Source organism: Paenarthrobacter sp. TA1.8, assembly GCF_048595705.1.
Taxonomy (GTDB): domain Bacteria; phylum Actinomycetota; class Actinomycetes; order Actinomycetales; family Micrococcaceae; genus Arthrobacter; species Arthrobacter nitroguajacolicus.
This window is the reverse complement of record NZ_CP184287.1, coordinates 2382006-2398585: the sequence shown is the minus strand read 5'-3', so window position 1 is coordinate 2398585 and position 16580 is coordinate 2382006. Positions and strand designations below refer to the sequence as shown.

The following is a 16580-nucleotide window of genomic DNA, read 5'->3' as shown; positions in this document are numbered from 1 at the left end:
AATGCTAATCGAAAACTTCTTCGAATTTCCATGTCGTGCCTCACATGCTACTGATCGGTATCAGTCGGCATCATATGCAGCAGCAAGAAGCTGGACTGCCTCAGCGAACGAAGCTCCTTGGGCCTTGGCGGCGCCGGCATATTCTGCGGCAACACCGGCTAGTGCTCCCCAACGATCATCCCGCGGGCAGACCACAGTGCCATTGCGCCCACGTGTTGCCACTACCCCGGCTGCTTCCAGTTCCTTATATGCACGGGCCACGGTGTGCGGAGCGACATCCAGCACCCCGGCCAGATTGCGAACAGGAGGAAGCTTGGCACCAACGGCAAGGATTCCGGCATCCACCAGTTCAATGATGCGCAGTCTCAATTGTTCAAAGAGCGCTACGGCGCTGCCGGTGTTGGGGCGCCAGCTTCCCGGAAAATCCCCGGTGGGAGTCACGATGAGATCCGGCCTGGCGCCGGCTCCACGCGGGGCATCTCTTGTACGAAGCGTCCTTGGTCCATGCCGAGAATTAGACCAGCGACGCCGGTCAGGAACAAGCTGTCACGGCGGAGGAAACTGAATGCTACGTGCGTCGAAGCGTGCTGCAGGGTCATGCGGCCTTTTGGGCTACGGCGAAAACGCGACGGAAAGGGTAGACCGTTCCGTGGATCGTCGAAGGGTAGGCCTCACGCAGCAGGGCCGAGTATTCCGCTTCGAATTCAGATGCCTCCACGGGAGTCAAGGCTGCCAATATTGGACGAAGTCCAGTGCCCCGGACCCACTCCAATACCGGGTCTTCACCTTGCAGAACCTGCTGGTAGGTGGTCTCCCAAGCGTCTGCTGCACATCCGGCGTCGAGCATGATGCCCAGGTAGTCCGCAGGACTGCCCACAGCGCCATCGTGCCGAAGCACGCCACCCAGCCGGGTAGACCACCTTGGCGATTCGGCCAGTTGCCGCATCAGGGTGTGGGACGGCGACGTGAAGTTTCCCGGTACCTGCATGGCAAACCATGCCCCCGGTTTGAGGACACGAAGCCAACCGGCCAACATCTCCTGATGTCCGGGAATCCATTGGAGAACGGCATTCGTGACCACGACGTCAGTATCCGCATCGGGGACCCACTGCGTGATATCGCCCAGCTGGAAGGTCAGCCGGCCGGACTGCTCCTGGGGGGACTGCTCCCGGAGGGACTGTGCTTTGAGGAGCATTTCCTCCGAGGAGTCCAGACCCACAACGCGCGCCTCCGGCCAGCGATCAACCAGCGTAGCGGTCAGGTTCCCGGGACCGCAGCCGAGGTCAATGACTGTCCTTGGTTCGTCAGCCCGGACCCTCGCGACGAGGTCATGGAATGGCCGGTCGCGATGGTTGCCGAATTCCACATACTTGGATGGATCCCACTTCACAAAAGCCTCCTCGCGTCTGCCATGCCTGCTGGGCCGAGCCTAAACCGTCCGGGCACTAAGCTGGAAACCAATGAAACTTCTTGAGCAGCTCCCCGGTTCCACGGCCACCGGTCCTTTGGACCCGGACGAAATCTACACCCGGTTCGTGGCGTGGACTGAGAGCCGTGGATTGCAGCTATACCCGGCGCAGGACGAAGCGATCATGGAGCTTGCCTCCGGCGCGAACGTTATCCTGGCCACGCCCACGGGCTCCGGTAAATCCCTGGTAGCAATTGCGGCGCACTTTGAGGCAATGGCACGCGGCCAGCGGAGCTATTACACAGCCCCGATCAAAGCACTGGTTTCCGAGAAGTTCTTCGCACTCTGCGAGATCTTCGGTGCCGAAAATGTTGGCATGATCACCGGTGATTCCGGCGTGAACCAGGATGCCCCCATCATCTGCTGCACGGCGGAAATCCTGGCCAATATCGCCCTGCGCGAAGGCTCTGCGGCCGAGCTGGGCTCCGTGATCATGGACGAGTTCCACTTTTACTCCGACCCGCAGCGCGGTTGGGCGTGGCAGGTACCGCTCCTGGAACTCCCCCAGGCCCAGTTCCTCCTGATGTCCGCCACCCTGGGCGACGTCTCCCGATTCGAAACCGGTTTGTCTGAGCTGACGGGCCGGACCACCACGACTGTCAGCTCTGCGGAACGTCCCATTCCGCTGCATTACTACTACCACCTGACCCCGGTTCACGAGACGCTGGAAGAACTGCTCTCCACCAAGCAGGTTCCCGTCTATGTGGTGCATTTCAGCCAGGCGGAAGCTATCGAGCGGGCCCAAAACCTCATGAGCATCAACATGTGCAGCCGTGCTGAAAAGGACCGCATTGCAGAGTTGATTGCGGGATTCAGGTTTGCCGCCGGCTTCGGAAAAACGCTCAACAGGCTGGTCCGGCACGGGATCGGGGTACATCACGCCGGTATGTTGCCCAAGTACCGCCGCTTGGTGGAACAGCTCGCCCAAGCAGGCCTCCTCAAGGTGATCTGCGGAACCGATACTTTGGGTGTGGGCATCAACGTGCCGATCCGGACGGTGCTGTTGACGGCTCTTAGCAAGTACGACGGCGTACGCACCAGATCGCTTAACTCACGTGAGTTCCACCAGATTGCCGGCCGCGCAGGCCGCGCCGGCTATGACACCGCCGGGACGGTGGTGGTTCAGGCTCCGGACCACGTGGTGGAGAACACCAAGGCCATGGCCAAAGCCACCGCCAAGTTTGGCGATGACCAGAAGAAACTGCGCCAAGTGGTCAAGAAAAAACCTCCGGAAGGGTTCGTTTCCTGGGGGGAGCCGACGTTCAAGCGTCTCGTGGAGTCTGTGCCCGAGCCTTTGACTTCCAGCTTTACGGTGACCCACGCGATGCTGTTGAACCTTATGGAACGGCCGGGCGATCCCTTCCAGGCAACCCGGCGCCTGCTCAGTGAGAACCATGAGAGCCGCCCGGCGCAGCTCAAGTTGATGAAGAAGGCCTTGGGAATCTACAGGGAATTGCTGGCCGCGGGTGTGGTGGAACGCATCCCGGAGGAGGAACAGGAGGCTGAAGGGCGCTCAGTCCGGCTGACTGTTCACCTGCAGGCAAACTTTGCCCTTAACCAGCCGCTCTCCCCCTTTGCGCTTGCCGCGTTGGAGCTCCTTGATCCTGAGTCTCCCTCCTACGCCTTGGATGTTGTCTCCGTCATTGAGTCCACGCTGGAGAAGCCGCGCCAGATTCTCTCTGCCCAGCAGAAGAAGGCTCGAGGCGAGGCTGTTGCCGCCATGAAGGCTGACGGCATTGAGTATGACCAGCGCATGGCCATGCTGGACGAAGTTACCTATCCCATGCCCTTGGCGGAGATTCTCGGCGAGGCCTTCGAGGTCTACCGGAAGGCGGCCCCCTGGGTGGGCGACTTCGAGCTCGCTCCGAAATCGATTATCCGGGACATGTATGAGCGTGCCATGAACTTTGGCGAGTTCGTGCAGTTCTATGGCCTTGCCCGGTCGGAGGGCATCGTCCTGCGTTACCTGGCGGACGGCTTCCGCGCGCTCAGGCAGACGGTTCCCCAGGATTCGCTCCGCGAGGACCTTGAAGACCTCATCGCGTGGCTGGGTGAGCTGGTGCGCCAAGTGGATTCCAGCCTCCTGGACGAGTGGGAAGAGCTCACGTCCGGGCTTGCCCCCACACCCCATGACGCTCCCCCGCCCCCGCCGCCGCTGCTGACCACCAACATCCGGGCTTTCCGGGTCATGGTGCGGAATGAGATGTTCCGCAGGGTTGAACTTTTTGCGGACGAGGACTCCGCAGCCTTGGGCGAACTCGACGCCGATGCCGGCTGGGACGCCGAGCGGTGGGAAGAAGTCCTGGACGACTACTTCGACGAACATGACGACATCGGCACCGGTCCTGATGCGCGGGGTCCCGGGTTGCTCATCATCACCGAAGAACCAGGGACGTGGAAGGTCCGGCAGATCTTCGACGACCCTGCGGGCAACCACGATTGGGGAATTTCGGCCGAGGTGGACTTGGCAGCATCCGATGAGACTGGAACCGCCGTGGTCCGGGTGACAGACGTCAACAGGCTCTAGGTCCACGTGCGATGAAACCCGGCGCCGTTGAATCCGTCCCGGATCTGACCGCGGGCTTGCGGGAGATGGAAGCCTTACGCGGGGAGCAGCGGGCGGCCTGCACTGGTTCGCGTCGATGGTGGGGTGGCGGCCTGGACGTGGAGGGTTTGGCGCTGGGTTCGGTTCAAGCCGCCGCTACAGCGCTCAACGCGCTGACTGGCCACCCAGGCAGATACTCGATTGACTCAGGCCTGACTGCAGCGTCTTTCGATTCACTGGGGCACCTTCGGGTTGAGGGGCGGAAACCCCAAGGCTTCGCTCCCACGTCGGGATTCCGGCGCACGGCCGACGGCTGGATCCGCCTCCACGCCAACTACCCTCATCACGCAGCACGGCTGATGGAAGCGTTGTCGGCCAAAGTGCCGCAGGACGTTGACCGGGCGCTGTTGGCTATGACGTCCTTGGATGCCGAGAATGTGATCGCGGCTCACAAGGGGGTGGCTGCCGCTGTCCGGAGCCGCGAGGAATGGGTGGCCTCGCCGATGCATGGCGCGGCAACCTCGGGTCCGTGGATCAGCCTCTCGCGTTCTGATATTCGGTCCGTGGGTTCGGATTCCACGCCATGGATGCCGGCGGAGAACCCGTTTCAGCCGTTGGATGGGTTGAGAGTGCTCGACCTGACACGCGTCATCGCCGGCCCTACTGCCACGCGCCTGCTGGGTGCCCTGGGCGCAGACGTCCTGCGCATCGACCCACCCGTCCTTCCGGAGCTGATCGATGCTTTTATCGACGCCGGGTTCGACAAGCGCAGCGCCGAAGCTGATTTCAGGAAGAATGAAGACATTGCAACTGTGCATGCTCTCGTCGCCTCAGCAGATGTGGTGGTCACCGGATACCGGGGCGGGGGCTTGGACAAATTCGGATTGAGCCAGGACGCGCTGCTCGCTACCAAGCCCGGGCTGGTGGTTGTCGCACTTACCGCATGGGGCAGCAGCGGGCCGTGGAAGGGGCGGCGGGGCTTTGACAGCCTCGTCCAGGCAGCCTGCGGAATCGCTGAGCGGTATGGACGGCATCACGACGACGGATGGACACCTGGTGCGCTTCCGGTTCAGGCACTGGACCACGCCACAGGATACGGACTCGCGGCGGCAGTGCTGGCCCTGCTGGCCGAGCGACTCATGACCGGAACCGGTGGAGCAGCGAAACTCTCCCTGGCGCGGACGGCCGAGGAGCTCTTCGCCCTGCCTTCCGGCCACCAAGGCAGCCCGGTGAGCCAACTCCATGAACCGGAGTACCTTGAAGCGGACAGCCCCTACGGCGAGCTCAGGTTCGTAGGGCCGCCCCTTGTGGTGGCGGGCACACCGCTCACGTACCGGGAACCGCCCGTACGTTATGGAACGTCAACGCTCGCCTGGCGGTAGGAGTCCGGCAAGCCCCTAGTAAGCTCGAATGCATGAGTGTAATCCGCCCCGCCACCGTTGACGACGTTCCCGCCATCCTGCGTATGATCCACGACCTCGCGATCTACGAGAAGGAACCGGACGCAGTTAAGAACACCCCGGCCATGCTCACCGAAGTACTCTTTGGCGAGAACCCCCGGGTATACGCCACCATTGCCGAAAACAGCTCCGGCACAGTTCAAGGTTTCGCGCTCTGGTTCCTGAACTACTCCACATGGGAAGGCGTCCACGGCATCTACCTTGAGGACCTCTACGTAGCGCCGGATGCCCGTGGCGAGGGCCACGGAAAGGCGCTCCTGCAATATCTGGCCGCCACCGCCGTCGAACGCGGTTACGCCCGGGTGGAATGGAGCGTCCTGAACTGGAACGAACCCTCCATCAACTTCTACAAGAACCTTGGTGCTTTCCCCATGGAGGAATGGTCGACGTTCAGGCTGACAGGCGACGCACTCCAGGCCTTCGGAGCGAACGTCAGTGAGGCGAAAGAGGCGCTGACCCGTGGCTGAACCGTACGTAGCTGACGAGCGGTCCGCCACCGGCAGGCACATCATCCAAGCCCGCCACGAATTCCGTGGACTACGGACGGCGGAGCACTACTTCACTGTTCCCTTGACGCATCAGGCAGACGTACCCGACGAGACGATCACGGTCTTCGCCCGGGAATACTCGTCCACTGACCATTCGGCGGACGAAGCCGCCAAGCTGCCGTGGCTCTTGTTCCTCCAAGGGGGGCCCGGCGGCAGGGGCAACCGTGTAACGTCGCTGTCCGGCTGGATGAAGGCGGCAGCGAAGGACTTCCGCATCCTCATGCTTGACCAACGCGGCACCGGACTGTCCACCCCGATTGAGCGTCAGTCATTGGAGCTCCGGGGTGACGCCGCGTCGCAGGCAGAATACCTGACCCACTTCCGTGCCGATTCCATTGTGGCCGACGCCGAGTACATCAGAGGTGTCCTGGGCTCCGGACCCTGGTCAGTGCTGGGACAGAGCTTTGGCGGGTTCTGTGCACTGACGTACCTGTCCTACGCGCCGGAAGGACTGCGCGAAGTGCTCATAACGGGCGGCCTGGCACCGCTCCACGGTTCAGCGGAGCGCGTGTATCAAGCAACGTTCCGTCGGGTTGCCGCCAGGAACGCCGAGTATTTCTCGTGGTACCCGGAGGACCGGAAAAAGGTCACGCGGATTGCCCGTCATTTGGAGCAGCACCCTGAATTCCTCGCCAGTGGCGAACGGCTAACGCCGGAGCGTTTCCAAATGGTGGGATCGTTCCTGGGCGGCAACACCCGGGTTGATGCGCTTCACTATCTTTTGGAAGACGCGTTCATCGACACACCCTCCGGCGAGCGGTTGTCCGAATCATTCCTTGAACAAGTACGGGGACTGGTGAGTCGGGCGGCCAATCCGCTCTACGCCGTCCTGCACGAATCAATCTACGCTCAGGGAGAGGCAACCAACTGGGCCGCCTGGCGCGTTCTGGAGGACTACCCGGAGTTCAAACCGGAAGCCGGGGATCCGCTGCTCACAGGCGAAATGGTGTATCCGTGGTATTTCGAACAGGATCCCGCGCTGGTTCCCCTACGCGAAGTGGCCGAACAACTGGCCGCCCGCCAGGACTGGAAACCGTTATATGACCCCACCCGGTTGGCCTCCAACACGGTCCCCGTCGCAGCCGCCGTGTACAAGGACGACATCTACGTGGATCACGATCTATCGCTTGAGACCGCGGCCGCGGTGCGCGGACTTCAAACCTGGGTTACGTCGGACTTCCATCATGACGGCATCGGCGAAGACGGTGGGGGCATCTTCGGGAGACTCTTCGGTATGGTGCGCGCCAACCGTTAGGTGGAGGTGCCATCGGTGCGGCCATCTATCGAGGTGGCCGCCCGCTGCCGGGTTGCCGTGACGGCTGTCAGGGCCAGCACGGCTGCGGCGAGAAGGCTGGAAGCGATATTGAGCCCTTGATAGCCGATCCACGCAAGAAGCAGGCCTGAGGTTGCGCCTCCGAGCGCCCCCGCGGCACCCATCAGGGTGTCGGAGACACCCTGCACAGTAACCCGTTGGTCAGGTACGACGCTCTCGGCCAACAGCGTTGATCCAGCAATGGTTGCCGCCGACCAGCCCAGTCCCAGGAGAATCAACCCCGCTGTCACCAACACAGGCTCCTGCTGGCCGAACCCGGCGATGAACACCGCCACCAGAAGAAGTCCGTGGCCCATGGCAATGGTCTGAAATCGGCCGGCCTTGTCCGTTAGCCAACCCCAGAGCGGAGACAGGGCGAACATTCCAGCAATGTGGAGGGAAATCGTAAGCCCGATAACCACCAGGGCATCCGTGCTGTCGGTGGTTCCGTGGTGTCCCTCATGGGATCCGCCCACCAGCTGTTGAAGATGCAGTGGGGTCATGGACATGACCGCCACCATGACGCCGTGCGCAGCCACGACGGCTGCCAGGGCCAGTATCGCCTGCGGTGATGACCGGACGGCTCGAAGACCGGACCGGATGGTTCCCCGGACAGGCTGAGGTCCCGGCTCGCCGCTAACGTCAGCCTGACGGGCCAAGCGGCGGGACAGCAGCAGAGGATCTGGCCGTAGTCCCGCGTACAGTAGCCCGGCCGCCAGGAACAATCCCACGGCCGAGAACACAAAGGGGCCTGCGATGGGCGGCAGGCCCAGTGCCGCACCTACGGCGGCTCCTGGCTGTATCAGGTTGGGCCCTGCCACAGCCCCGATGGTGATGGCCCAGACCACCGTGGACAATGATCGTCCGCGGTGCTCCGGTTCGGCGAGGTCGACGGCGGCGAAACGAGCCTGCAGGTTCGCGGCTGTGCCAAGGCCGAGAAAAGCTGCGCCAAGCAGAAGCAGGACGAACGACTTGCTCATCACTGCGGCGATGATGAGCAAGGCACCCACCATCGCAGCTGCCAGGCCGGTGACGAGTCCTACGCGCCGGCCCCGTGCCTCAGCCAACCTTGCCAGCGGCAGTGCTGCGATTGCTGCAGCCAGTGTCAGGACGGTGGTGATGGAGCCGGCCCAGGCTTCGGAACCTGATAAGTCCACGGCCAGCAGGGACCCGATGGAAAGAGTCGCCCCATTGCCAACGCCGCTGAGCAGCTGTGCGGAGCTGAGCAGGAAAACAGTACGGCGCTGAACCCGTTGTGGGTCCAGCGCCGTAGTTGAAGTGGTAGTCACTTCACGAGACTACAACCTTTGGAGGTCAGTTACTCGGCCTCGCTCATGCTCTTCTTGGCATCTGCCTCGAGTCGGGCATCCAGCTTGGCTTGCCGTGCCTGCGGGCTCATCAAGCTGGCTACGACAGCAACGATGATGGTACCGACGATGACAGCCAACGACACATAGGTGGGGATCTCAGGAGCCCACTCGATGTGGTGTCCGCCGTTGATGAACGGAAGCTCGTTCACGTGCATTGCATGGAGGACAAGCTTGACCCCGATGAAGGCCAGGATGACGGACAGGGCGTGCTTCAAGTACACCAGGCGTGTCATGAGTCCGCCGAGGAGGAAGTACAGCTGGCGCAAGCCCATCAAGGCGAAGATGTTGGCAGTGAAGACGATGAACGCGCTTTGGGTCAGGCCGAAGATCGCGGGGATGGAGTCCACGGCGAACAGGAGGTCCGTGAGGCCGATGGTGATGAAGACGATCAGCATGGGCGTGAAGACCTTCTTGCCGTCCACCACGGTGCGGATCTTGTTGCCGTCGAACTTCTCGGACATCGGCAAGACCTTGCGCAGGCGGGCGATCAGAGGGTTTTCGGCGCCTTCTTCTTCGTCTTCGCCGGAGTCCTTGGCCTGCTTCCAGGCCGTCCAGAGAAGGAACGCGCCGAAGATGTAGAAGACCCAGCTGAACTGCTCGATGACCACTGCGCCCAAAGCGATGAAGATACCGCGAAGGATCAGCGCGATGATGATGCCCACCATCAGCACTTCCTGCTGGTACTTACGGGGCACCGAGAAGCGGGCCATGATGATGATGAACACAAAGAGGTTGTCGATGCTCAGGCTGTACTCAGTGACCCAGCCTGCGACGAATTGGCCGCCATATTCGGGGCCTGCAAAGACGAACATTGCAACTGCAAAGAGCAGGGCAAGCGCGACGTAGAAGCCGACCCACAGGCCGGCTTCCTTCATGGAAGGTTCATGGGGACGCTTGACGACCAACAGGAGGTCGATCAGCAGGATGATTCCGAGAACGACAAAGGAGCCGATCTCAAACCAGACGGGAAGCTGCATTAAAGGTGCCTTTCGCAGGGTACGGGAAAGCGGTGTAAGTCTCTCCGGCCTGCCAGGGTGCGGTGAATGCAAATTTTGGCGGCCCGCTAGATCCGGCGAGGCATCTGTGCCTTGCGTGCTGACGGATGTAGCGCTTGGGATACTCCCCTACGTGACCTCAACCTTACCTTAGGCGTGCCCGGCGGACTGCATCTGGCGTAATTCGCGCTTCAATTCCTTGACTTCATCGCGGATGCGGGCAGCGACCTCGAACTGCAGCTCAGCAGCCGCCCCGTGCATCTGTTCGGTCAGTTGCTCAATGAGGCCTACAAGGTCTTCAGCGGGAGCTGCGGCAAGGCCATCCTGCCGAACTGTGGCCGCACCCTTGGCGGCCGCCTTGCGGTTGCCGCCCTTGGCCAGCCTGTTGTTGTTGAGCAGTTCCTGGGTGTCCGCGTCTTCCTTGGCCAGCTGATCGGTGATGTCCGCAATCTTCTTGCGCAACGGCTGCGGGTCTATGCCGTGATCCGTGTTGTACTGCACCTGGATAGCTCGGCGCCGGTTGGTCTCCTCAATGGCATGGGCCATGGAGTCGGTAATCCGGTCCGCATACATATGTACCTGACCCGAAACGTTACGGGCGGCACGGCCGATGGTCTGGATCAGGGAGGTGGAGGAACGCAGGAAACCTTCCTTGTCGGCATCCAGAATGCTGACGAGGGAAACCTCGGGAAGGTCCAAACCTTCGCGGAGCAGGTTGATGCCCACCAGGACGTCGAAGACGCCCATTCGAAGTTCGCGGAGCAGTTCCACTCGACGCAGGGTATCGACGTCGGAGTGAAGATACTCCACCTTGACGCCGTGACCCACGAGGTAGTCCGTAAGGTCTTCTGCCATGCGCTTGGTCAAGGTGGTAACCAGGACGCGTTCATTCTTTTCCGTGCGGGTCCTGATTTCACCCAGCAGGTCGTCAATCTGTCCCTTGGTGGGCTTGACCACTACCTCTGGGTCGATAAGGCCGGTGGGGCGAATGATTTGCTGCACATAGCCGTCGGCTTTACCGAGCTCGTACTTACCCGGGGTTGCGGACAGATACACGGTCTGGCCGATGCGTTGCAGGAATTCATCCCATTTGAGGGGCCGGTTGTCCATCGCCGACGGCAGGCGGAAGCCGAAGTCCACGAGGTTGCGCTTACGGGACATATCGCCCTCGTACATGGCACCGATCTGCGGAATGGTGACGTGGGATTCATCAACCACCAGCAGGAAGTCATCCGGGAAGTAGTCGATCAGGCAGTGTGGTGCTGTTCCGGGCTCGCGGCCATCGATGTGCACGGAGTAGTTCTCAATGCCGTTGCAGAACCCCATCTGCTGCATCATTTCGAGGTCGTACGTAGTGCGCATCCGGAGTCTCTGGGCTTCCACAAGCTTGTTCTGGCCTTCGAGGACCTTTAAGCGATCAGCAAGTTCGTCCTCGATCCGCTTGATGGCGCGGGCCATGCGCTCAGGGCCCGCCACATAGTGCGAGGCCGGGAACACGTACATCTCTTCCTCGTCCCGGAGAACCTCACCGGTGAGGGGATGGAGTGTCTGGATGTTCTCGATTTCATCACCGAAGAACTCGATCCGAATGGCGAGTTCCTCGTACATGGGGATGATCTCAACGGTATCGCCACGGACCCGGAAGGTGCCCCGATGGAAGTCCATGTCATTGCGTGCGTACTGCATGGAGACGAACTTCCGGAGGAGATGGTCGCGGTTCATTTCTGCGCCCTTGCGCAGCGTCACCATGCCGGCGATGTACTCTTCAGGCGTACCCAGGCCGTAGATGCAGGACACCGTGGCCACCACGATGACGTCGCGGCGGGTCAGGAGGGCGTTAGTGGCAGAGTGCCGAAGCCGTTCCACTTCCTCATTGATGGAGGAGTCTTTTTCGATGAAGGTGTCCGTCTGCGCTACGTAGGCCTCTGGCTGGTAATAGTCGTAGTAGGAGACGAAGTATTCCACCGCATTATTAGGCAGCAGCTCCCGGAATTCATTGGCCAGCTGGGCTGCAAGGGTCTTGTTCTGGACCATCACCAGGGTGGGCCGCTGGACCTGTTCGATGAGCCATGCCGTGGTGGCGCTCTTGCCCGTACCAGTGGCGCCGAGCAGGACAACGTCCTTTTCACCGTTGTTGATTCGTTCGGTCAGTTCTGCGATGGCAGTCGGCTGATCACCCGCGGGTTTAAACTCACTGATCACTTCGAAAGGCGCGACGACACGGTTGATTTCCTGGGCAAGGCTCATGAAACCAATCTACCCCCGCCCTAGGACAGCTACTGTCCGCGTTTGCCTTCAGCTGAAGACATATACGACGGCGGCATCCAGCCTGTGCGCTCGGCCCAGGCATTCATGAGCGGCCAGGCAACCTCGGTGAACCACGGCTCCTTTGCGTCAGCGTAGTCCCCCGTGCCGTGATCCGCCGCGTGCGCGGCCGCCAATTCCTGCTTGTGCGCCTGGTAATGGGTCAGGGCAGACTGGTCTGCCCGCAACCAGTCGCGGAAAAGCAGCGCATAGCGCCATCCGGGCGAGCCGGCCACCCGGACATGAAGGTTCACCGGCCGACCTGGATCTGCGTTGGCATGGAGTCTCTTCTGCCACTCTGCGGGATCGGGTTGGGAGGGCTTTGGGGTGTCTTGGTTAGCCTCCGGCACGGCGGGGAAGCCGGCAGCGGCAAGGAGCGGCGCGATCCTGTCCGCCGTCGCAAGATCGGCCACAGCGAGTTGGAGGTCAATCACGTCCTTTGCCGCCAGGCCCGGTACCGACGTGGAGCCGATATGGTCCACTGCAAGGATGTCGTGGGGAGCGGCAACGAGAACCCGCTCCGCGAGCCGCTCGGCCTGGACCCCCCACTCCCCCTTCGACCGGCTCATGACGGGGCCATCTTTACGGGAGGCCCTGGTGCCCCGGCTGAGGTTCTCCGCGAAGGGGATCAGGCGCCGCTCCCACAAAGCCTCGACGGCGGCGAGCAACTCTTCCCGGCTTCCGGAGTTGGTCAGGACAACGTCGGCAGCAGCATTGCGCTCCGCACGCGTGGCCTGTGAAGCCATACGGGCCAAGGCGTCATCCCTGGACATCCGGCGGAACTCCACCATGCGCTGAATGCGCACTTCATCGGGAGCATCCACCACCAGTACCAAATGGAAGCTACTGCCCTGCCCGGTCTCGACGAGGAGCGGAATGTCCTGGACCACGATGTCACCAGGGCCGGCACCTGACACAATCGCCGCAGCAGCCTCGCGGACCAGCGGATGGATGATGCCGTTGAGTACTTCGCGTTGAGCAGGGTCCTGAAACACGATGGAACCAAGTTTGGGCCGGTCGAGCCTTCCCGTTTCGTCAAGGATTCCAGGACCGAATGCGTCCACGACGCCAGCCAGTCCTGGAGTTCCAGGCTCCACTACTTCCCGCGCAATGAGGTCCGCGTCCACAAGGATGGCACCCAATTCCTGCAGTTTGGATGCCACCAGTGATTTCCCTGAGGCGATGCCGCCCGTCAGCCCGATCTTCAGCACCCTCCAACACTAGACTGAAGCGGTGGAAAATGAGGATGACAGCCGCGCGACAACGTATACGACACTCGCTGTGGGTTCGGATTTCCGCCACGAACTGGAGATCCGGCGGTCCCGTTTCATTACCGTTCTTCGGCGCTCACCAGACGAGGAAACCGCCCGCTCACTGGTTAGCGACCTGCGGCGTGAATTCGACGACGCCCGTCACTATTGCTCGGCCTTCGTCATAGGTCCTGATCGGATGATTCAACGGTCCAGCGACGACGGCGAACCCTCGGGCACGGCAGGCAGTCCCATGCTGGAGGCCCTGATCAAACGCGAGACCGCGCCGGGGGTGACGGACCTCAGCGACGTAAGTGCCGTCGTCGTGCGCTATTTCGGTGGAATCCTCCTGGGTGCGGGCGGCCTGGTCCGTGCGTACTCCGAATCGGTGTCGGCAGCCCTGGAGCGGGCACCGTTGGTTCATCGGCGAAGGCTGCGCCTGTGCGTCATTGACGTCCCCCATGCCGAGGCCGGCCGTTTGGAGAACGAACTTCGCAGCGCCGGGTACGTCATGGCGGAGACCGGATACGAACCCCGGCACACCGTACTGCGAGTGGCTTTGCCGGATGATGCGGCAGCAATTTCGGCGGCCCGCTCAAGGCTGGCTTCGCTGACAGCCGGCAACTTGGAGCTCAGGCCACAGGGAACCGATTGGGTTGACGTCCCCCGCTAAACATGGCCGGCTACGCGGAATACGCAAAAGGACCCCTGCCCGGAGGCAGGGGTCCTTTTTTGGCTATTCAGCACATCCCGTGAGGGAGGCGGAATTAGTTGCCGGTCAGCTTCTCACGCAGTGCGGCGAGTGCTTCGTCAGACGCCAGGGTACCAGCGTTGGACTCGGCAGCAGCCGGCTCCGAGGAGTAGCTGGTGGTGCCGGAATCGCTCTCACCGGACGTTGCAGCAGCAGCGTCGTCAGCAGCGTGCTGGGCAACCTGCTTCTTGTGGGCTTCCCAGCGGGTCTGGGCGTCAGCGTACTGCTGCTCCCAAGCGGCGCGCTGGGTCTCGTAGCCTTCGAGCCATTCGTTCGACTCGGGGTCGAAGCCCTCAGGGTACTTGTAGTTGCCCTCTTCGTCGTACTCAGCGGCCATGCCGTACAGAGCGGGATCGAACTCGGTGCTGTCAGCGTCAACGCCCTCGTTAGCCTGCTTGAGGGAGAGGGAGATACGGCGACGCTCGAGGTCGATGTCGATGACCTTGACGAACAGTTCGTCGCCAACGGAGACAACCTGCTCTGCAAGCTCCACGTGGCGGACAGCCAGCTCGGAGATGTGCACGAGGCCTTCGATGCCGTCTTCGACGCGAACGAACGCACCGAACGGAACCAGCTTGGTGACCTTACCCGGAACAACCTGGCCGAGGGCGTGGGTGCGGGCAAAGGTCTGCCACGGATCTTCCTGCGTAGCCTTGAGCGACAGGGAGACACGCTCGCGGTCCAGATCCACTTCGAGGACCTCGACGGTGACTTCCTGGCCAACCTCGACAACCTCGGACGGGTGGTCGATGTGCTTCCAGGACAGCTCGGAAACGTGAACGAGACCGTCTACGCCGCCCAGGTCCACGAATGCACCGAAGTTGACGATGGAGGAAACGACGCCCGGACGAACCTGGCCCTTTTCCAGCTTGTTGAGGAACGTGGAGCGAACCTCGGACTGAGTCTGCTCGAGCCATGCACGGCGGGACAGCACAACGTTGTTGCGGTTCTTGTCCAGCTCGATGATCTTGGCTTCGATCTGCTGACCGATGTACGGAGCGAGGTCGCGGACACGACGCATCTCCACGAGCGATGCGGGCAGGAAGCCGCGCAGGCCGATGTCCAGGATGAGGCCACCCTTGACAACCTCGATGACGGTACCGGTAACGACACCGTCTTCTTCCTTGACCTTCTCGATGTCGCCCCAGGCACGCTCGTACTGAGCACGCTTCTTGGAGAGGATCAGACGGCCTTCTTTGTCTTCCTTGGTGAGAACCAAAGCTTCGACCTGATCGCCAACGGCGACGACGTCACCGGGATCAACATCGTGCTTGATGGAAAGCTCGCGGGAAGGGATGACACCTTCGGTCTTGTAACCGATGTCGAGCAGAACTTCGTCGCGGTCGACCTTGACGACGGTACCTTCGACGAGGTCTCCGTCGTTGAAGTACTTGATGGTGGCGTCGACAGCTGCGAGGAAGTCCTCAGCGGTACCGATGTCGTTAATGGCGACTACGGGGGTACCGGGCTTCTCGGTGGAGGTGATGGTCATGTAGTAGGGGCTCCGTTGTGGATAGTTGGTCGGTCAGGCAAACCGCTGCCGCCCGGGTCCGGACGGCAGAACACGGCAAAATACCGGGTCATCCTGATTTGTGGATTAGTACAAATGGATGCATGCACGTAGTACACGCCCGTTTATTCTAGTCGCATTGGCAAAGCAGGGTCAAAAGGAGTGTCACGGCGACAGGACGTCTCCCAGTCGCGTAAATGTGACTCCGCGGTCCAGTAGCTGGGGCAGGGCGCGCGAATAGCCGCTGGCAGTGCCTGCGGCCGGTCTGTTGAAGTGCGAAATGACGATGTCTCCGGGCACTACCCGTCCCACTTCGGCGGCAACGGTGGCCGCCGAAAACGTTGCTCCGCCGTCGCCGTTGACCGTGAAGTTGACCGGCAGCATGCCGAGCCTCCGAGTCACCTCAACTGCGACGTCGTCGTAGAACGCAGTACCGGGACGGAAAAACTGTGGGACCTTGCCGCTGATTTCCTGCAGTATCGCTTGGTTACCCATGAGTTCGTCGTAGGCAGCGGCAACGGTGGCGGTTCCATGGATGCCATACGCTGCCCTGCCGTTCACCGACAGCGGGAGGTGGGCGGTGCCGTGATTGGCGAGTTCGAACAGCGGGTCGAGCGCCAGTTCAGCCGAAAGCGAGGGGTTGGCGTGGAGCCATCGGCTGTTGACGAACAGGGTTGCAGGGACCTTGTGCCGGCGAAGAGTGTTCAGCAGTGCGTGGTCGCACCCTGTGCCGCCGGGCCCGCCGCAAGCGTCGAATGTCAACGCCACGTGACGCGACCGCGAATTGTTCACGACCCCCGTCACATGCAGTCCCCATTCCTTGGGCTGCCTCCCCGCGAACTCCGCCACGATTTGTTGCTTGTCAGGTATCGACTTGGGAGGAACGGCCGGTGCGAGGGCAGCGGCCGCCTGTTCACTGGACCTGGTGGCTATGGAGGGTGGCGGTACGGCCGGTCCCGTTCGCTGAGACATCGGAGCGGGCGGGCTTGTGCTTGACGTGGAAGGCTGCGTCGTACCGCCCCTGTCCGCACACGCCGTCAGGGCGGCGGAAGCAAGGCCCGCCATTC

At 61.8% G+C, this 16580-nt stretch carries 13 protein-coding genes; 5 read left to right on the top strand and 8 right to left on the bottom strand.

Features of this window, described 5'->3' with window-relative positions; translation table 11 throughout:
* Positions 1 to 60 precede the first annotated feature (60 nt).
* Entirely contained in the window at positions 61 to 441 is a 381-nt protein-coding gene (locus ACNAOT_RS11040) for a GntR family transcriptional regulator (RefSeq protein ID WP_420181075.1), read from the bottom strand.
* 154 nt (positions 442 to 595) lie between these two features.
* Complete coding sequence (locus ACNAOT_RS11035) at positions 596 to 1390, bottom strand: trans-aconitate 2-methyltransferase (protein WP_420181074.1); 795 nt, start codon at positions 1388 to 1390, stop codon at positions 596 to 598.
* A gap of 70 nt (positions 1391 to 1460) precedes the next feature.
* Here ACNAOT_RS11035 and ACNAOT_RS11030 point away from each other — a divergent pair, with 70 nt between their 5' ends.
* From ACNAOT_RS11030 to ACNAOT_RS11015, 4 genes are read left to right on the top strand one after another with little or no spacing between them, the layout of a single operon-like run.
* Complete coding sequence (locus ACNAOT_RS11030) at positions 1461 to 3995, top strand: DEAD/DEAH box helicase (protein ID WP_091467332.1); 2535 nt, start codon at positions 1461 to 1463, stop codon at positions 3993 to 3995.
* 11 nt (positions 3996 to 4006) lie between these two features.
* Positions 4007 to 5395, top strand: a complete 1389-nt coding sequence (locus ACNAOT_RS11025) for a CoA transferase (RefSeq protein ID WP_420181073.1) — start codon at positions 4007 to 4009, stop codon at positions 5393 to 5395.
* A 32-nt stretch (positions 5396 to 5427) separates the two neighbouring features.
* Entirely contained in the window at positions 5428 to 5940 is a 513-nt protein-coding gene (locus tag ACNAOT_RS11020; RefSeq protein WP_420181072.1) for a GNAT family N-acetyltransferase, read from the top strand.
* The gene (locus tag ACNAOT_RS11015; protein WP_420181071.1) at positions 5933 to 7276 is read left to right on the top strand and encodes an alpha/beta fold hydrolase; all 1344 of its coding nucleotides are present in this window, start codon (positions 5933 to 5935) and stop codon (positions 7274 to 7276) included. The genes ACNAOT_RS11020 and ACNAOT_RS11015 overlap by 8 nt, the downstream gene beginning before the upstream one ends.
* On the opposite strand, the gene ACNAOT_RS11010 is transcribed toward ACNAOT_RS11015, so the two are convergent.
* The 4 genes from ACNAOT_RS11010 to coaE form a co-directional block, all read right to left on the bottom strand.
* On the bottom strand, positions 7273 to 8622 hold the full coding sequence (locus ACNAOT_RS11010) for an MFS transporter (protein WP_420181070.1): 1350 nt from the start codon (positions 8620 to 8622) through the stop codon (positions 7273 to 7275). The genes ACNAOT_RS11015 and ACNAOT_RS11010 overlap by 4 nt on opposite strands.
* A 29-nt stretch (positions 8623 to 8651) precedes the next feature.
* Positions 8652 to 9680: a TerC family protein gene (locus tag ACNAOT_RS11005; RefSeq protein ID WP_420181069.1), complete on the bottom strand. Its 1029-nt coding sequence runs from the start codon at positions 9678 to 9680 to the stop codon at positions 8652 to 8654.
* Positions 9681 to 9848: 168 nt separating this feature from the next.
* Positions 9849 to 11945, bottom strand: a complete 2097-nt coding sequence (uvrB, locus tag ACNAOT_RS11000; RefSeq protein ID WP_420181068.1) for an excinuclease ABC subunit UvrB — start codon at positions 11943 to 11945, stop codon at positions 9849 to 9851.
* A 29-nt stretch (positions 11946 to 11974) separates the two neighbouring features.
* Positions 11975 to 13213 carry a dephospho-CoA kinase gene (coaE, locus tag ACNAOT_RS10995; RefSeq protein WP_420181067.1) on the bottom strand — a complete coding sequence of 413 codons (1239 nt, stop codon included), beginning with the start codon at positions 13211 to 13213 and terminating at the stop codon, positions 11975 to 11977.
* A gap of 22 nt (positions 13214 to 13235) precedes the next feature.
* Between coaE and ACNAOT_RS10990 the strand changes: the two genes are divergently transcribed.
* Positions 13236 to 13925, top strand: coding sequence for an IMPACT family protein (locus tag ACNAOT_RS10990; RefSeq protein WP_420181066.1), 690 nt, complete (start codon positions 13236 to 13238; stop codon positions 13923 to 13925).
* Positions 13926 to 14019: 94 nt separating this feature from the next.
* On the opposite strand, the gene rpsA is transcribed toward ACNAOT_RS10990, so the two are convergent.
* Positions 14020 to 15495, bottom strand: a complete 1476-nt coding sequence (gene rpsA, locus ACNAOT_RS10985) for a 30S ribosomal protein S1 (protein ID WP_011774756.1) — start codon at positions 15493 to 15495, stop codon at positions 14020 to 14022.
* A 183-nt stretch (positions 15496 to 15678) separates the two neighbouring features.
* The gene (locus tag ACNAOT_RS10980) at positions 15679 to 16281 is read right to left on the bottom strand and encodes a polysaccharide deacetylase family protein (RefSeq protein WP_420181065.1); all 603 of its coding nucleotides are present in this window, start codon (positions 16279 to 16281) and stop codon (positions 15679 to 15681) included.
* Positions 16282 to 16580: the final 299 nt, after the last annotated feature.